16 protein-coding genes and 1 pseudogene are annotated in these 18,311 nt (G+C 38.0%); 15 read left to right on the top strand and 2 right to left on the bottom strand.

Annotation, left to right across the window (positions count from 1 at the left end; all coding sequences use genetic code 11):
• The first annotated feature begins 233 nt into the window (after nt 1-233).
• From RT445_RS12405 to RT445_RS12355, 11 genes and pseudogenes are all read left to right on the top strand, one after another.
• Nucleotides 234-1,247, top strand: coding sequence for an ABC transporter ATP-binding protein (locus RT445_RS12405; protein ID WP_312507641.1), 1,014 nt, complete (start codon nt 234-236; stop codon nt 1,245-1,247).
• A pseudogene (locus RT445_RS12400) lies at nt 1,222-2,200 on the top strand (ABC transporter ATP-binding protein). Before RT445_RS12405 ends, RT445_RS12400 begins: the two are co-directional and overlap by 26 nt.
• Nucleotides 2,197-2,988 carry an IclR family transcriptional regulator gene (locus RT445_RS12395; RefSeq protein ID WP_312507643.1) on the top strand — a complete coding sequence of 264 codons (792 nt, stop codon included), beginning with the start codon at nt 2,197-2,199 and terminating at the stop codon, nt 2,986-2,988. The pseudogene RT445_RS12400 and the gene RT445_RS12395 overlap by 4 nt, the downstream one beginning before the upstream one ends.
• 32 nt (nt 2,989-3,020) lie before the next feature.
• Nucleotides 3,021-4,601 (top strand): ABC transporter substrate-binding protein, encoded by a 1,581-nt coding sequence (locus RT445_RS12390; RefSeq protein WP_312507644.1) that lies wholly within the window; start codon nt 3,021-3,023, stop codon nt 4,599-4,601.
• 65 nt (nt 4,602-4,666) lie between these two features.
• Nucleotides 4,667-5,599: a nickel ABC transporter permease gene (gene nikB / locus RT445_RS12385; protein WP_312507645.1), complete on the top strand. Its 933-nt coding sequence runs from the start codon at nt 4,667-4,669 to the stop codon at nt 5,597-5,599.
• A complete protein-coding gene (locus tag RT445_RS12380) occupies nt 5,599-6,501 on the top strand; it encodes an ABC transporter permease (protein ID WP_312507646.1) in 903 nt (300 codons plus the stop codon). The genes nikB and RT445_RS12380 overlap by 1 nt, the downstream gene beginning before the upstream one ends.
• An 8-nt stretch (nt 6,502-6,509) precedes the next feature.
• Entirely contained in the window at nt 6,510-9,335 is a 2,826-nt protein-coding gene (locus tag RT445_RS12375) for a M14 family metallopeptidase (protein ID WP_312507647.1), read from the top strand.
• Between the two features lie 6 nt (nt 9,336-9,341).
• On the top strand, nt 9,342-9,956 hold the full coding sequence (locus tag RT445_RS12370) for a pyroglutamyl-peptidase I (protein WP_312507648.1): 615 nt from the start codon (nt 9,342-9,344) through the stop codon (nt 9,954-9,956).
• Nucleotides 9,940-10,635: a 5-oxoprolinase subunit PxpB gene (gene pxpB / locus RT445_RS12365; RefSeq protein WP_274796505.1), complete on the top strand. Its 696-nt coding sequence runs from the start codon at nt 9,940-9,942 to the stop codon at nt 10,633-10,635. Before RT445_RS12370 ends, pxpB begins: the two co-directional genes overlap by 17 nt.
• Before the next feature lie 3 nt (nt 10,636-10,638).
• A complete protein-coding gene (locus tag RT445_RS12360; RefSeq protein WP_312507649.1) occupies nt 10,639-11,499 on the top strand; it encodes a 5-oxoprolinase subunit C family protein in 861 nt (286 codons plus the stop codon).
• Nucleotides 11,496-12,239 carry a 5-oxoprolinase subunit PxpA gene (locus RT445_RS12355; RefSeq protein WP_274796507.1) on the top strand — a complete coding sequence of 248 codons (744 nt, stop codon included), beginning with the start codon at nt 11,496-11,498 and terminating at the stop codon, nt 12,237-12,239. The genes RT445_RS12360 and RT445_RS12355 overlap by 4 nt, the downstream gene beginning before the upstream one ends.
• A gap of 40 nt (nt 12,240-12,279) precedes the next feature.
• On the opposite strand, the gene RT445_RS12350 is transcribed toward RT445_RS12355, so the two are convergent.
• Both RT445_RS12350 and RT445_RS12345 read right to left on the bottom strand, forming a co-directional pair.
• Nucleotides 12,280-12,600, bottom strand: coding sequence for a DUF4183 domain-containing protein (locus RT445_RS12350; protein WP_312507650.1), 321 nt, complete (start codon nt 12,598-12,600; stop codon nt 12,280-12,282).
• A 24-nt stretch (nt 12,601-12,624) separates the two neighbouring features.
• The gene (locus RT445_RS12345) at nt 12,625-13,050 is read right to left on the bottom strand and encodes a DUF4183 domain-containing protein (protein WP_274796509.1); all 426 of its coding nucleotides are present in this window, start codon (nt 13,048-13,050) and stop codon (nt 12,625-12,627) included.
• A gap of 251 nt (nt 13,051-13,301) precedes the next feature.
• Between RT445_RS12345 and RT445_RS12340 the strand changes: the two genes are divergently transcribed.
• The 4 genes from RT445_RS12340 to RT445_RS12325 all read left to right on the top strand — a co-directional run bounded on the left by RT445_RS12340 (nt 13,302) and on the right by RT445_RS12325 (nt 18,205).
• Complete coding sequence (locus tag RT445_RS12340) at nt 13,302-16,913, top strand: dynamin family protein (RefSeq protein WP_312507651.1); 3,612 nt, start codon at nt 13,302-13,304, stop codon at nt 16,911-16,913.
• Between the two features lie 10 nt (nt 16,914-16,923).
• Nucleotides 16,924-17,733: a sulfurtransferase gene (locus RT445_RS12335; protein ID WP_274796511.1), complete on the top strand. Its 810-nt coding sequence runs from the start codon at nt 16,924-16,926 to the stop codon at nt 17,731-17,733.
• Between the two features lie 135 nt (nt 17,734-17,868).
• Nucleotides 17,869-18,000, top strand: coding sequence for a hypothetical protein (locus tag RT445_RS12330; protein ID WP_274796512.1), 132 nt, complete (start codon nt 17,869-17,871; stop codon nt 17,998-18,000).
• Nucleotides 17,993-18,205: a hypothetical protein gene (locus RT445_RS12325; RefSeq protein ID WP_312507652.1), complete on the top strand. Its 213-nt coding sequence runs from the start codon at nt 17,993-17,995 to the stop codon at nt 18,203-18,205. The genes RT445_RS12330 and RT445_RS12325 overlap by 8 nt, the downstream gene beginning before the upstream one ends.
• Nucleotides 18,206-18,311 lie beyond the last annotated feature (106 nt).

Raw genomic sequence — 18,311 nt, 5'->3', positions numbered from 1 at the left:
AACCATGCTTTTTTATGTTTAACTAAATTTTAAGATTAGGAAACACCCTATATTTCGTAGTAATACATCATCTAGTAAAGCAAAGAACACTTTTAAACAATTTATTTTATAAGAATAATTTTACTATATCGAATTTTTAATTTTTTCTGAAAACTATTGAAATACTCTTTTATTTTCTGATAAGATTTTAAAAAATGGAATTGCGTTTCATATTTTGGAACGGAGGGGTAAAAATGGATTTAAATATTTTAGAAGTAAAAGAGTTAAAAGTAGGTATTCAACAAAATAAAAAAGATATAGCTATTGTTAATGGTATTTCTTTCCGATTGGAAAAAGGAGAAACGTTGGGTATTGTGGGGGAATCTGGTTGTGGAAAGAGTATGACATCCCTATCTTTAATGGGATTGCTACCTAATGGGGTGGATTGGCAAAGTGGAGAAATTTACATAGATCATAAACAAATTAATAAAAGATCGAAGAAGGAATGGCGAAAGATTCGTGGGAAAAAAATTTCCATGATATTTCAGGAACCGATGAGCTCTCTAAATCCAGTGTATAAAGTTGGTTCACAAATTGTTGAAATGATTCTTAGTCATGAAAATATTTCAAAGAAAGAAGCACATGAACGCGCGGTAGATATGCTTCGTCTCGTGGGTATTCCTCGTCCTGATAAAGTTGTCAATGAGTATCCACACCAATTATCAGGAGGAATGCGCCAGCGGGTTATGATCGCCATGGCATTAGCATGTGGACCAGAAATATTAATAGCAGATGAACCTACTACTGCATTAGATGTGACGATTCAAGCTCAGATTTTAGATTTGATGAAAGATATTCAAGAAAAACTTGATATGTCAATTATTTTAATAACCCATGATCTGGGGGTAGTGGCGGAAATATGTGAGAGAGTAATTGTCATGTACGCTGGTGAAATTGTGGAAGAAGCGAATGTGTTGGATTTATTTGATCATCCTCTCCACCCGTATACTAAAGGATTATTGAACTCTTTACCAGATATTGAATCGGAGCAAGAGTATCTTCCTTCTATTGTAGGTGTTGTGCCATCACCATCTGATATGCCATCCGGTTGTAGATTTTTCGATCGATGTGAATTTGCAACTGAAAAATGCAAAAAGAAACCGGGATTATTCACAACATCTATTGGTAGTACAGTTAGATGTTGGCTATATGAAAAGGATGAAGTGGAAGGAGGAAATGTCAATGAGCAGCCCGCTATTAGAGGTTAAACACTTAAAGAAGTATTTTCCAGTAAAAGGATCTCGCTCGGCAAATTTAAAAGCGGTAGATGATGTTTCTTTTTATGTTAATGAAGGAGAGGTTTTGGGGATTGTTGGTGAATCAGGATGTGGAAAGTCAACGATGGGGAAAACAATAATCCAACTTCTTTCCCCCGACTGATGGAGAAATTTTGTTGAACGGTGAAAATATTTCTACTCTAAGTCCAAAAGAGGTACGTCAAAAACGCCGTGATATGCAAATAATTTTCCAAGATCCTTTTTCGTCACTTAATCCTCGAATGAAGGTTTTTAAAATAATTGAAGAACCTTTAGTTAATTTTGGGATAGGTACTAAGGAAGAGCGGAAGCAACGAGTTTATGAGGTAGCCAATCAGGTCGGACTAACAAAAAAACAATTAGAGCGTTTTCCACATGAATTTTCAGGCGGTCAAAGACAACGAATTGGAATTGCAAGAGCATTAGTATCCAATCCAAAATTAATTGTGGCAGATGAACCTGTATCAGCTCTAGATGTATCGATTCAATCACAAGTTTTGAATATAATGAAAGACTTAAAAAAAGAAATGAACCTTACCTATATCTTTATTTCCCATGATTTAAGTGTAGTGCACCATTTTTGTGATCGTATAGGAGTGATGTACTTAGGAAAGTTGGTGGAAATGGCAGACAAACATGAGTTATTTAATAATCCTAAACATCCATACACAAAAGCATTGCTTTCAGCTTTACCAAAATCACATCCTTCAAAAATAAAGGAGCGTATTGTGCTTAGTGGAGATGTTCCTAATCCTGCTAATCCACCATCGGGATGCACGTTTCATACACGATGCCCAAATTGCATGGAAATATGTAAAGTGACATCTCCAAAATTAGAAAAAGTCGGCGATAAGCATGAAGTTTCATGCTTACTTTATGAAGAACAAATGGAGCGATTATTATGAGCAAAACATTAGAAAAAGGTATCAACATTTTAACATTATTCACTGAGGAAAAACCTTCATGGCGATTAGACGAGCTAGCAATTGAAACAGATATTCCTAAACCGACTTTACATAGATTTTTAAAAACTTTTACAGATTTAGGCGTATTAAAGCGTCCCTATGTTCAGAGTGGTGGACAGTTAGTATTGAGTGATCATTATCTACTTGGTAATAAACTAATTGAATTAGGAGCGATTGCTGCAAATTCAATTGAGATTCGTTCATTGGCCATACCATATATGAAGAGGTTGCAACAAAAGTTTGACTTGGCTGTTCAACTAATCGTACTGGACGAAACAGATGGTCTATATATTGAAAAAATTGAAAGCTTAAAACCTGTTCTACTATATACACGAGTGGGTAGAAGAGCACCACTTTATGCAGGTGCCTGCTCACGAATACTGTTATCGTTTCAATCAGAAGAAAAAATTAATGAGGTACTTCAAAAACCTCGTAAAAAATATGCTAGTGGAACACCAGTTACTGACAAAGAAATAAATGAATTAATTGAATTTGGGCAAAACAACGGCTATGCCTATAGTGTTTCAGAATTGGAAGAAGGCACTGTATCAATCGCAGTACCAATTTTCAATAGTGATAGAAAAGTAGAATACTCGATTAGTATAGCTGGTATCGAATCACTATTACCGCAAGAAAAAATTAATACATTTTTAGAAGGACTATGGGAAACTGCTGCATTAATTTCTACTGAACTAGGTTATTCGATGCCATATCCTTATGGTGTATAAATAGCACAAAAACAGAAGGGGATGAACAAAATATGAAGAAACAAAAATGGATAGCACTAATACTTGTATGCATGATGATCTTCTTATCTGCATGTAGTGGTAGTAATTCAACTAAGGACGAAAATAAAAGTAATGGTAAATCTTCTGGTGATAACCCAGCAGTATCACGTGGTAATGAATTAGTTATTCGCGTGGCAGGAGATCCACAAAACTGGGATCCAATTGATACGTTTTTACTTAATTGGAGTACAGTCGCAACATCGGTATTTGAAGGATTAGTAAGTCGTTCTTTAGATTTAGAAATACAACCAGGGTTAGCGGAATCTTGGGAGTATAAAGATGATAAGACAATTGTATTTACACTAAGACAAGGTGTTTCCTTCCATAATGGGGAACCATTTAACGCTGAAGCAGTTAAATTTACCTTTGATCGTTTGCTAGGAGAAGAAGGTCAAAAAGGTCCACAATATTCAAACTATACTTCGATTGACAATGTTGAAGTTACTGGTGAATATGAAGTAACTATGCACTTAAATTCAATAGACCCAGTATTATTAACAAAATTATCAGGATACGGTGCTGTTATCGTACCACCTAAATATATCCAAGAACAGGGAGCTGAGAATTTTGATATGAACCCTGTAGGTACTGGTCCGTTTAAAATGACGGATTATCAGCGTGATAAACAAGTGGTGATTGAACGTTATGATGATTATTGGAATAAAGATGCTATAAAGCTAGATAAGGTTACATTCAAGGTGATCCCAGAAACAGCAACAGCACTGGCAGAATTACAAACAGGAAATATTGATATTATGACACGTTTAGAAGTATCGCAAGCTGCGACAGCAGAAGGAACTGATTTTATAGAATTAATGGATGTTTCTACTCCTACTGCTTATTCAATTCGTTTTGATACAGCACAAAAGCCAGTAGACGATGTACGTGTTCGACAAGCTATTAACTATGCTATTGATAAGGAAACAATCGTGAAGGAAATTTTAGGTGGGTATGGTAACCTAATTAGTTCTTTCCAAAGTAATCTATCCTTTGGGTATAACAAAGATTTAGAGCCTTATCCTTATGATCCTGAAAAAGCAAAAAAATTACTGGCTGATGCGAATATTCCTGAAGGCACTACATTAGAATTCTTTATCCCTGGGACTGATGGAACATTTAAAGAAATTGCGCAAGCAGTAGCGTTTTACTTGGAAGAGGTTGGATTAAAAGTTTCAATTAATAGCGTGGAAAATACTACATTCCAATCTGAATTAATACCACAAGGAAAAGCTGGCCACATGTATAAAAATGGCTGGGGTGGTTGGACTTTAGACTTTGATAATACAGCTTACTTAATGTATCACGAAGGAGAATTCTGGAACCCATCTTATAAAAATGAAAAAGTTGAACAATTATTAGCGGCTGAGCGTGCAACTATTAATAACGAGGAAAGACAAAACATCTTTAAAGAGCTAACAGAAGTGTTATATGAAGATGCAACGGAAGTAAATCTATATTCAGAGGTTGAAATATACGCAGTGAATAAACGAATAAAAGGTTTCCAACCACCACATGATGGCCGCTTTAGATTTGAAGGTGTCACTGTCGAGTAAGTAAAAATTATGAGATAGTATGCTAGCATACTATCTCTTTCATTTCACATTAGGAGGATGGAATTATGCTTTCCTATATTCTACGACGTTTGTCGCATACCGTGCTGGTAATCATTGCGGTTTCATTAATTATATTTTTCTCCATTCGTTTAACAGGTGACCCAGTAAGTATAATGTTTGGGGCTGGGGAACCTTCACAGCAGGCTGTAGAAGAACTAACAGCAAAACTCGGTTTAGATAAGCCTGTTTGGGAACAATACTTCATATTTATGAAGGATTTAGTAACACTTGATTTTGGTACTTCCTATCGTTCCAATAGCCCAGTTTTAGAGATGTTACTCGAACGAGCATGGCCGACAATTGCACTTGCTTTAGGTGGAATGGCAGTGGCATTGTTAATTGCTGTTCCGCTAGGTATTCTATCAGCCATTTATAAAGGAAAAACTATTGATGTATTTAGTCGTATTTTTTCTTTGTTAGGTATTTCTTTCCCCAATTTTTGGTTGGCGTTCATGCTAATTCTAATTTTTGCTGTTCAACTAAAATGGTTGCCAGTATCCGGATTTGATGGGGTTAGCTCATTAATTTTGCCATCGGTTGCCTTAGGGCTCATTCTATCTGGTATTCTAGTTCGATTAATTCGTACGTCTATGCTGGAAGTACTTAAAATGCAATACGTCACAACTGCAAGGGCGAAAGGAATAAGAGAATGGTTAGTTATCATTCGACATGCTTTCCGCAATGCTTTATTGCCTACAGTAACATATGTTGGTTTACAGTTTGGTGGGCTATTAGGAGGTGCGGTTATTGTCGAGCAAGTCTTTTCTTGGCCTGGAATTGGAAGGCTAATTGTTGATTCAATTAATCAACGAGACTATCCAGTGGTCCAGGGAGGAATCATACTTTTAGCACTTATTATGATCATAGTAAATCTAATCGTCGATTTATGCTACTCATTGATTAACCCGAAAATTAGGACTGGAAGAGGTGAGCAATAATGACTCAAATAATGGAAACAGAAGCAATCGAAATAAAAAAAGCCAATAAAATAGTAACCGTTCTGAAATTCATGAAGAACAATCCAACAGGCATCATAGGCTTTTTATTGGTTGTCGCTACGATACTGTGTGCTATATTCGCGCCTTATATTGCTCCCTATGATCCGGGTGCGGCTAGCTTAGGACATCGGCTTGATCTACCCAAATTGCTTGATGATACTGGAAAATCGCAATACTTACTCGGAGGAGATCAAGTTGGGCGTGATTTGCTAAGCAGAATTATTTACGGAGCACGTATATCTCTATTAGTCGGCATTTGTGGCGTAATCATTTCATTAGTGCTTGGTACATTTCTAGGCATTATTTCAGGTTACTTTGGGAAATGGATGGATGATTTAATAATGCGATTAGCCGAAGTTCAAATGGGGTTACCGTTTATTTTGCTAGCCATCGTAATCATGAGTGTTTTTGGAACAGGTATTGAAAAAATTATTATTATCCTAGGACTTACATATTGGGTTAGTTTTGCAAGATTAATTCGAGGAGAGATTTTGGCTTTAAAGGAACAAGAGTATATTCAAGCAGCAAAGGCAATTGGTGGGACACACTTCAAAATAATCATTAAGCATATACTTCCTAATGTTGCTTCCTCCATTTTAGTGTTAGCAACGATGTGTATTGCAGAGTTTATTTTATTGGAGGCCTCTTTAACATTTTTAGGGTTAGGTGTGGAGCCTACAGTACCTTCGTGGGGAGGAATGTTAGCGGATAGCAGAAATTACATGACCTCTGCTTGGTGGATATCTGTTTTCCCAGGGATTGCCATTATGTTAACTGTTTTAGGGTTTAATTTATTGGGAGATTGGTTGCGAGATCGCTTAGATCCAAATATGAAAGTTTAGGTGATATGATGAACTCTATAATTTTTTCTAGTTTATTTCAAAAGAACGAAACGAAAAAAAAGCCTTCTTTATTTATAGATTTACCTAAAGATTTAGTTCCATTAGGATTAATTGATTTTTGTTTACGCTTAGGCTTTGAATCAAATGAAACTGACTTTGATTTATTTCAGCCAGCCAATCAGTCCTATACAATGAAGTTTTTACAATATACTAGAACATTTATTTCACAAGATGACTCTACATTTATCATTTATTATGAGAGTGAATCAGCACTTTCTACATTGTTAAGTGCAATAGCCAGTGAAGGAATGGTCGACACCAAAACGGACAGCCCATTAACATATTATGAGAATTTAAGTCATCTTTGGTCAGCCTATGGCACGGGTGAAAAGGATGAGGCACATCCCCAGCAACATATAAGTGTAAAAATGGATATACAAGAAGACCTAAAGACAAATGCTCTGTTAAAAGAGGTTTGCTATCTTGCATTGCGTTTAGGCTTGTATGCCACATCTATTTCATTACCAGCTATAACAACAGAAGAGCGACATGTAACCATTTCATTCAAGAACGAAAACGAAAGTTATATGAAGTTGACCGCCAAAAACGCCATTCAAATCTCTGGTATGAAAGATATCCTACCAGCCGTTGTCCATTCCATTGCAACAGCAAAGCACGTGTCGGAGGGTGGACTGCTTGGAGTTTGGGAGTTCAACGAAAAACAAGTGAATGAAGCGGCTATTTTATTGGAAGAACAATGGAGCGATAAATCTGAGGCTTCGTACATGATAAAAGCATTAGAAGAAGAAATAGATAAAGCGTTAGAGGCTGAAATTTATATGACGGCCAATAAAAAAAATCGTGATCAATTCAAGCTGGATTTATATGAAAAATTTTCAAATTTGACAACAATTAAAGTTCGCTCTGCCTTTAAAACAGGTTTATACTGGATATTAGAGGAAGTACTTCCATCTGTCGGAAGGCGCTTTCAAAAGGTAAAAATAGTTTGTAAGGATGGGGTAAGTGTAGACGGCTTAGAGCAACATAATCGCTGGATTATGGAGCTTTATCCAGTGGATGAAATGATTGAAATGCAATATGGGATACCTAAAGAGCATGTGCAATTTGAGCTTTCAAGCACTCAACAACATGTTTATAGAGTATTTGTAGATGATCAGTTAATAGCTGAGCTCAATCCACTTATTAGTGAAGTAGATTATGTTGATGGTCAGAAAAAAGCTTATCCAACTACTGCTGGGTATAGGTTATTCAACAAAACAGAGCAAGTGCAAGAGAACATCATATTTTCTGATCGTGAACGTTTCTATAAATACTATGTGAAAGAGTTATTGCCCCGAATGGTGAAAAAGTTAAAAATAGATACGAATAATATTAATCAAGGACAACTATTTCCATTATTCGATCGAATCGAAATTGACTTTACTTCTTCTGGAATCGAAGAAGAAATCGGTGTTCAGCAAGAAGCGAACTCATCGTTTGAGGCGTTATACGAGGATTTATACTTTAATACTTTAGACTATTTTCATGAGCTTGGCCGCCAGTTAGTTAATCAGCCATACAAAGCTCCAGGTGGTGTAATTCCTTATATTCATATAGAACAAGATCTGTATAAGCCTATCAAAAGTGACATAAAGGTTTACCAGTGGAATGACAAACCGATGACGGAACCCGTTACAAAGCGAATCTTGTTTAATCAAGAAGGACAGTTTGAAACTGTAGAAATGTCTATAGGTAATGAACTGAAGGTAACTGAGGCAAGAACCTTTTTAAAACACAACATGAAAAATCTAGTTTCCTTAGTAGAGCGTTTTAAACAATACTCGGAGGTCAAATTAAATTATGGAGATATATCTTATAAAGGTACTGTCATTCCATTTTTCGAAGTGACTGAACCTATTACGAGTGAATATTATTCAGGGCTAAAAAAATCAGATGAAAAACATACGATTGTTTTTGAAGCTGGCCATCATCCAAATGAAGTATCTAGCACTCCTGCTATATTAGAATTAATGGAGGATATTGTTTGCCATTATCCAGAAATCTTAAAGAAAATAAATATAATTATTATTCCATTATCCAACCCAGATGGGTATGAAATTATGGAGAGTTTGACAAAAGAACATCCTAAATGGAAGCATCATGCAGCGAGGTTTAATGCGGTTGGTTTAGAATTTGCGCATGTTAAATTCAAAAAAAGTGTTTTTGGTGAGGCAAATGTTTTACCACTCATTTTAAAAAAGTGGGCTCCTGATGTAATAATAGATGACCATGGCATACCAGCTCGTGAGTGGGTTCAACCGTTTGCAGGTTATGCATGCCCACCGATTTTCCCAGTTTCTTACACTATCCCGAGTGCCAAAATATATGGAATTGGACGTTATGCAAATAATGAAACGAAGGAAGTACAGGCTAGAAATCTTGAGCTGGTAGCTGAAAGGGTAAATAAGATATTTGAAGGATCAACATTTGCCCAAGAAAATGCATACTGGCGTAATCGATACTATAAATATGGTACAAAGTGGGACCCGGAAAAATACCCAATTGAGGAAATGGGAAATATAAATTTTTATCGTAGTATGGAAGTAACCCCAGCATATTCCTCTGTAAGTATTTTACGCTATCCGCAGTGGGTAGCTTTAGATATAATTTCTGAAGTTGCTGATGAAATTGTTTACGATGAAGAATTAATCTCGTGCGTGAAAGCACATAAATTATTTAATCAGGCGATTATAGAAGCCACACTATCTACTCCAGTAGATAAAAACAATCAATCTGGACGCTACATAAAAAAACGTCCTATAGAAATCAGGTGACGAAACATGACAAAACTATTAGTAACAGGGTTTGAGCCATTTCTTGATTATAAGATCAACCCAACAATGCAAATTGTAGAAAATTTAGATGGAGAGAAGATAGGTGACTATACGATTGTTGGACGTATTTTGTCAGTAGATTTTCAGCAATCGGCACAACAATTCAAGCAATATATAGACGAGGTAAAGCCTCAAATTATTATTTCATTAGGTTTAGCGGGGGGCAGGTTTAAAATCACGCCAGAGCGCATTGCTATTAATGTGAAAGATGGGGAGCCTGATAATAACGGCTACACACCCGTTGACGAGAGTATTCAGGAAGAGGGCGCTGATGCTTTTTTAACAAATTTACCGATTCGTAATATGGTAAATCGATTACAAGCAGAGGGATATCCAGCCGAAATCTCCAATACAGCAGGTACATATTTATGCAATAACATAATGTATGAAGGGCTTGTTTATGCAAAGTATCATCAAGGTGTTCGCGCTGGCTTTATTCATATTCCTGCCTCCTTTGATTTGGCTATACAACATGGTAAAATTCCGGGGTGGAATAGCCAGGATTTACTTGATGCTGTGAAGCTTTGTATAGAGGAGACTGTACGTGCAGACGATCATTGATTTTCCACATTCGATGTGGATTAGTCAGCAGACCATACGTTTTGCATTCCATGAGGAAATATCACACGCCAACTTTCATGCTGTACAAGCATTCAATCGTTTTCTAACTAAACAATTACGGCACAATCTAATAGAAAGCGTAGCAAGTTATCATACAGTTACAGCCTATGTCAAACAGCAAGTAGATGTGGACCTTTTAAGAAGGCAATGGCTTGAGATGCAAGTGTCCACAGCTATTGCTGATGGGACGAATAGGCTTTTAAAAATACCCGTTTGCTATGATGAGGAATTTGCCTTAGATAGACAGCGCGTCATGGATTATACAGGCTTATCATTTGAGGACATTAAACGGCTACACATGTCCAAAAGCTATTATGTTTATTTAATTGGTTTTTTGCCTGGTTTTCCTTACCTAGGAGAGCTTGATGCAAAACTGTTTGTGCCACGCTTAAAGAATCCAAGGGCATCTGTTTCTGCGAGTTCCGTTGGCGTGGGAGGCGGACAAACAGGAATCTATCCCGTTGATTCACCGGGTGGCTGGAATATTATCGGTAAAACGCCGTTCGATCTATTTGATGCGAATGGGAAGGAACCGTTTCTATTCGAACTAGGTGATGAAGTTCAATTTTATGAAATTACCAAACAACAATTTTGGGAAATGAAAAGCAAAGGAGTGTAGCGATTGAAGCCACTTCTGCTCGTAACAAAACAAGGTGTTTATGGTAGCTTACAAGACAAGGGACGGTATGGCTATCGGGCATTTGGTATTCCGTTATCTGGACCGATGGATAACGTATCATTTCATGCAGCTCAGTTAATCTTACATCATTTTCATGACCAAACATCTTTTGAAATGTTTGTAGGTGGATTTGAATTTGAGGCACTGGCAGATAGCATCTATGTTTTAACTGGTGGATGTTGCACATGCTTGGTCAATAGTGCGCCAATCGAAATGTGGAAGACATTCCAATTAACAAAGGGTGATCGACTTGCGATTAAGAATGTGAGTCAAGGTTCCATTGTTTACCTGACACCACTCGGAGGATTTCATTCAGAATATGAGCTTGGTAGTAGCTCATACCTACCACTTGGCAACCTAGGTACAGCGATTTCGAAAGGGAGTATTTTGTATGGGCAAGTCGCATCTCCATTAAAAATGAATAGAGGCCTTTATGCCCCATATCGTCCGACTTTTGCCAGCTCCATTACAGTGAGAATGTTTAAAGGACCCCATTTCGAGTTATTTACCGAGGAGAGTCAACGCCTTTTTCTTCAAAATCCTTTTCAATTTATCGGTGGTAATCGTATGGGCTATTACATAAAGGGGCCTACCCTGCAACTTCAAAATATGCAAGATATCCTTTCAGAAGCCACCCAGTTTGGCACCATCCAAGTGCCCCAAAGTGGTAATCCCATTATTTTAATGGCAGATGCTCAAACGGTAGGAGGCTATCCTATTATTGCGACGATCCATGAAGATGATTTACATAAAGTGGCTCAAATGCGTATGTTTAACACAATCAAGTTTGTACTGGAGGAATGATGCCAATGGATTTTAATTGCGATATAGGCGAAAGTTTCGAAGCTTTTATATCAGGAAAAGATGAAGAAATAATTGACTATGTAACCTCTATCAATATTGCATGTGGCTATCATGCAGGAGATCATACAATTATGCATCAAATGATTCGCAGTGCTCTTCGTAAAAATGTCCATATTGGTGCACATCCGGGCTACCCTGATCGTGAGGGATTTGGACGCCGAAATATGGATTTAAGTCCAGCTGAAATATACGATTTGACGGTCTATCAAATTGGCGCATTGCAAGCATTTGTGCAAATTGAAAAAGGGATACTTCATCATGTGAAGCCGCATGGAGCACTTTATAATCAATGTGCAAATGATCGGGAAAAAGCAATAGCCGTTATCGATGCCGTGTACGATTTCAATCCACAACTTATTTTATATTGTTTATCTGGTAGCCAAATGGCGAAAATCGCAAGGGAAAAGGGACTATCAGTATATGAGGAAGTCTTTTCTGATCGTCGTTATAATGATGATGGTACATTAGTAAACAGACAAGAACCAAATGCCTTAATTCAAACAGAAGAAGAAATGCTGGTACATGTAAAAGGTATTTTGACGGCAAATGAAGTTTTATCAGTACAATCAAAAAAAATACAAGTGGCTGCGAATACCTTATGTATTCATGGAGATGGCCCACATGCCCTGAGCTATGCTAAAAAAATTGCTGCGCTCAGAAGGCAATTAGAACAAATGTGAAAAAAGGATGCCTTAATGTTGTTTAAGGCATCCTTTTTATTTAAATCGTTGTTACTAATTCGACTGCTTCAAGCACAATTGGTGTTCCAGCAGAAAGCGAAGCCGTAACAGTATTGAATGTTATTTCAGTTGCAGAAACTGTATACGCATCACCTTCCTGTAGAACGCCATTGATATATAAATTATAGTAACCATTCGCGACTACAGGAAATGTAGTTGCAGCTGTGCCGCTATCATCTAAAAATGTTGTAGCAGCGACTGTTGTGCCGTCTGTAATAGCTAGAGGTGCAGCTAAGACGTTAAAAAATCTTGTAGAAGTACCAGTTACATTGACATGAATATTAATGATGGAAAGTGCCACCTGATTCACCTCCTTTCGTGTTGCTTATTTTGTTGTGAAGCCTAGTGATTCAATGATGATGGGCGTTCCTCTATACAATGTAGCATTGTAGGGATCAATCGTAAGTGAGGCAGGAGTTACCGTATAAATGCCGCCTTCTTGCATAACGGCATTAATATAAAGATTGATATAACCGTTGGGCGAAAAAATTGTAAATTCAGTAATGGGGTCGGCATTGTCATTCCAAAAGAGGGTCGCTGGAAGTGTAGCCCCATTTGTTAAATCAAGATCCGCTGTGACAATATAAAAATATCGATGGATGGTCGGAATAATGGCTCCTTCTGGGACTACTTCAGAAGGAGGAACAACGGGCACTCCGTTTGTTGCTTTTATACGGGGCCAGATAAATCGATTCTCGCAGTTACAAGGACAATCTTTTTCAACGTGCTGATGATTCTTAGGATTCACCATGTGCTATCACACTCTTTTCTAAAAAATAGTCTTGCCCCGAATAGGTTCACTATAAAATATGAAGAAAATATCATTCTATCTAGTTGAGCATCTTTCATTTAACGAGTATTATTTCAGACAATCGAAGCGTACTAGCTAGGAGGAAGCGTTGGCATACATGCCTTTTACCGTAAATTAGTGTTATACTTTGCTAGTTGAATAAGGTAGAATACTAATTATGAATAATTAACGAAAAAGGGGTTACTGGTTTCATGAAAGATTTTGAACAACAATTGGAGGGGCTTTTAAAGCAAGCTTCTTTGCAATACATAATCTATCAGCATAATGGTGATACGGAGCGTATGGATAAAACATCACTTTTTGCTCGGAAGATTCAACAAAAAGAGTATGTGATTGGCTTTGCAGGCCATTTCTCTGCAGGGAAGTCAAGTATGATTAATGCGCTGTCTGGCGAAAATTTACTAGCTTCTAGTCCGATTCCTACAAGTGCTAACATCGTAAAAGTGCATAAATCTGAGGAAGACTATGCAATCGTCTATATGCGCAATGAAAAGCCTGTTAAATTTGAGGCTGGCTATGATTTTAAAACGGTAAAAGAGCTAAGTAAAAATGGAGACTTAGTGTCACAAATTGAAATTGGCCACAGTACTTCTACACTCCCTGAAGGTGTAACCGTGATGGATACGCCAGGGGTAGACTCAACAGATGATGCACACCGTATGTCAACTGAATCAGCACTCCATATTGCCGATATCGTATTTTATACAATGGACTATAACCATGTGCAGTCAGAGCTGAATTTCCAATTTACAAAGCAGTTAATGAAATATAATCCAAACGTTTATTTAATTGTCAATATGATTGATAAGCATAAAGACAATGAATTAAGCTTTGAGGACTTTAAAGCTACTGTTCATAATTCCTTTACTGCATGGGGAGTTGTACCGAAAGGTGTATTCTTCACTTCTTTAAGAGAGCCAGAACATCCACATAATGATTTTGAGGCGGTCAAGAAAATTGTTATGGATAGTATGAATGATTGGCAGGAGCAGCTTGTACAAACAGCAACGAATACATTGCGTTTATTGCAAAGTGAGCATGACAATTATTTAATGGAAGAAAAAGAGGATCGTTTAGCTATTGATGAAGACATCTTAAGTGCAGATGACTGGGCACACCATCAAGATATTTTAGAGCAATACAATAAATTAAATCGTCAGGTTGAATTATTCTCAGTAGAAGCTTGGAATGAAACGTTTGAAGAGCAGCGTAAGGAATTACTTGCGAATGCTGCTATTATGCCAGCTGATTTACGTGACCGTTTACGTCTGTATTTAGAAAGTATGCAGGAGGGCTTTAAAGTAGGGGGACTCTTTACTGCCAAGAAAAAAACAGAGGAAGAGCGTAATCGTCGTAAAGAGGATGCATATAGTGCCTATCAAAATGTTGTTCATGCCCAAATCACAGGGCATCTAAAAGGGCTTATGAAAAAGGCCTTGAAGGATGTTGGCGCTTTAAATGAAGAACGGGCTTCAGCGATCGATGGCTATGAATTTGACTTACCTTTCTCATTGATCGAGCAGCAAGTTCAAACAGGCGCACTATTAACAGGTGATGCTGTATTAAACTTTGCTAACCGTGTCGCAGAGGCAACGAAGCGCTATTTCATCCAAGAAACAGATAGCTGGAAAAATGCCCAAGCGACAACGCTTGAAGCAGTGGCAACAGAAACGGCAGCACCTTCAAAACTAAAAATGGCTGCTATGCAGGATAAAGTGGATGCGATTAATGCTGTACTTGAAATCGAAGGCTATCAGCAATATAGTGCAAGCATTATGCATCAAGCAAGCAATGAAATCCGTAAAATTGCGAATCAACAGCTAACAAATTGGGAACATGCTTTTAAGCAAGATTTAGCCGATATTCGCTTGTTTGATGAGTCTATGCTGAAGCCGAAAGAAGTAGTGATCCAACAAGAAGAAGTTCAGCAGGCTGTTAGTGCAACGACTTTACCAATTGATGGTGTTATTCATCGTGCCCTTCATACGGCCAATGCTGTCAAAGAGGTACAAGGCTTTGCAGAAGTTGCGCACTATCTTGAAAATAAAGTGGAACGATTACAGAAAAAAGATTTTACCATTGCTTTGTTTGGGGCATTTAGTGCGGGGAAATCTTCCTTCTCGAATGCATTAATGGGCGCGAAGGTCTTACCAGTATCGCCAAACCCTACAACAGCAGCTATTAATAAAATTCGCCCTGTAACGCCTGAGCATCCACATGAAACGGCAGACGTACAGCTTAAAACGGCCGAGCAAATGTTAGAGGATATTCAAGGCTCTTATAAAGCAATCGGCTTGGCAGTATCTTCATTGGAAGAAGCATTTAACCGTGCGGATGAAGGACTTGCCGTACAGTTATCGGATGAGCGTTTAAATGTTCATAAATCATTTATTCGTGCTTACAAGGAAGGCTATCCAACTTTTAAATCTGAACTGGGAACAATTATCCGTGTGGACCGTGAAGAATTTGAAAAGTTTGTTGCGCAAGAAAATAAATCTTGCTTTGTTGACAATATTGATTTCTATTATGATAGCCCACTAACACGTATGGGTGTGACGCTAGTAGACACACCAGGAGCAGACTCTATTAACGCGCGTCATACAGGGGTAGCCTTTGAATATATACGTAATGCAGATGCCATCCTATTTATTACGTATTATAACCATGCCTTTGCCAAAGCTGATCGTGAGTTTTTAATTCAGCTTGGTCGTGTAAAGGATGCATTTGAGCTTGATAAAATGTTCTTTATTGTCAATGCGATTGATTTAGCAACAACTGAAGAAGAGCAAGAAGATGTAAAAGGCTATGTTCGTTCAGAGTTACAACGCTTTGGTATTCGTTTCCCTCGCTTGTACGGGGTTTCCAGCCTATTAGCGTTAAAAGAAAAAGTAGAAGATGCTGATTTAGCATCAGGGATGCCACCGTTTGAAAACGACTTCCATACATTCTTAAATGATGAGTTGAGTGCACTAGCCGTACAGGCACTTGCAGAAGAAGTTGATAAAACAGAGCAGCGCCTGGCAGATTTAATTGCCCAAACGGAGGAAAACTTAAAACGTAAAGATGAGCGTTTAGAGGAACTAACAACACTTGAACAACATATTCAAACGAAGTTCAGTGCGCTTAATACAAGTATGTTAGAAAGTGAAACGAAGCAAGAGCTTGATGAGCTTTTGTATTATGTTCTACAACGTGTCTATTATCGTTATCCAGAATTCTTTAAGGAAGGATACAATCCGTCGACATTTGCAGCGATGCCAGCACAGCAAGCATTGGAGCATGCATTGAAGGAAGTCATGCAAAGTTTACGTTTTGATTTCACCCAGGAAATGCGTGTTACTAATTTCCGTTTATCACAGTTTATTAGTAAAAAAATGCAACAACGCTTTAAAGATGAAGTACGCGAGCTCAAAGAATTAAATCGAAGCTTCTCGTTCTTATCATTCGAATCTTCAGAGCCGAATTTATTGGATTTTGAAGGACCATTCGCGGATATCTCAAAATATGCGAGCGTAAAATCTCACTTCCGCAATCAAAAAGCATTCTTTGAAAAGAATGAAAAAATGAAGTTAAGTGAAGCGCTTGAAACATTAACAAAGCCAGATGCACAAGATTATTTAGATGCACAGAAAGTTTCCCTCATGACATGGGCGATTACGTTTATTGCAGAGGAAGCAGAAAAATTACGTTTATATATTTATCATCAAGCGCTTGAACAAATTGAAACAGAAAGATTGGCACTACAGGAAGAGAGCCGTTTAGCTTCCTGGAAAGCAATTTACGCACAATTACAATACGCATGAGGTGATTGATATGGGAAAAGTATTCAAATCAGTGGATGAAATTCAGTTTGATGGGGTTCGCTTTATAGATGCTCGTTTCGATCTTCAGAATAAAGAGGCAGGGAAAAAAGCATTTGAAGAAGGCCATGCAACAGGGGCGGTTCATATTGATTTAGAACAACAGCTATCAGATATGGACAGTAAAGAAGGCCGACACCCAATGCCGAGCAAGGAAAAATTAGCGTCCGTCTTTCAAGAATTAGGCTTAAGCTATGATGATCAAATTGTTGTCTATGATCAAGGAGCAGCTCCATTTGCTCCACGTGCATGGTGGATGCTAACTTATGCAGGTTTCCCAAATGTTGTGATTGTAAACGGCGGTGCACCTGCACTCGAGTCGAAAATTCCGTTCACCAAGGATATTATTAAATACCCACCAACGATCATCGATTTTGTTTGGAAGGATGAGCTTTATGCACCACGGCAAGCCGTAAAGGCTATAGTTGATGGTGAAGTGCAGGCTACTTTGCTCGATGCACGTGCAGCGGAGCGCTACCGAGGAGAAATAGAGCCATTAGATCAAGTAGCAGGACATATTCCCACAGCCAAAAACTTCGATTGGGAGCAGCTGAAGGTAGATGGACAATTAAAAGCGAACGACGCATTACGTCAAAAAGTTGCGCGTGACGAACAAGTGGTTGTCTACTGTGGCAGCGGTGTAACAGCATCCCCACTCTATGCTGTTTTGGCAGATGAAGGTTATGAAAACATCCAATTATACGTAGGCAGCTTTAGTGACTGGATTACACAATACGATGTGGAAAAAGGTACGAATGAATAAAAGGAAACGCTCACCTCGGTGGGCGTTTTTTTTATGGGATAGAGAAGCTTTTGGTGAATAGCACACTCCAATTGAAGGATAGAACAGAAAAAGTGGAGGAAAGGGCGTCTGGATTAATGGGGAAGAATAACGGAAGTGGATAGAAAGCTCAAATTGAAGGATAGAACAGAAAAAGTAGTGGATAGGATTCCGGAAGTGGTGAATAGAGCAGAAAAAGTGGAGGATAAGGCGTCTGGATTAATGGGGAAGAATAACGGAAGTGGATAGAACACTCCAATTGAAGGATAGAATTGAAAAAGTAGTGGATAGGATGCCTAAAGTGATGGATAGAACAGAAAAAGTGGAGGATTGGGCACCAGGAGTAATAGGAAAGAATAGAGAAATGGATAGAACATTCAAATTGAAGGATAGAAAAGAAAAAGTGGAGGATAGGGCCCTTGGAGTAATAGGAAAGAATAGAGGAAGTGGATAGAACGCTCAAGATTGAAGGATAAAAAAGAAAAAGTAGTGGATAGGATGCCCGAAGTGATGGATAGAACAGAAAAAGTGGAGGATAGGGCACCTGGAGTAATAGGAAA

This window comes from Lysinibacillus sp., from assembly GCF_032093475.1.
Lineage (GTDB): Bacteria > Bacillota > Bacilli > Bacillales_A > Planococcaceae > Lysinibacillus > Lysinibacillus irui.
This window is presented reverse-complemented; position numbering and strand designations above follow the sequence as displayed.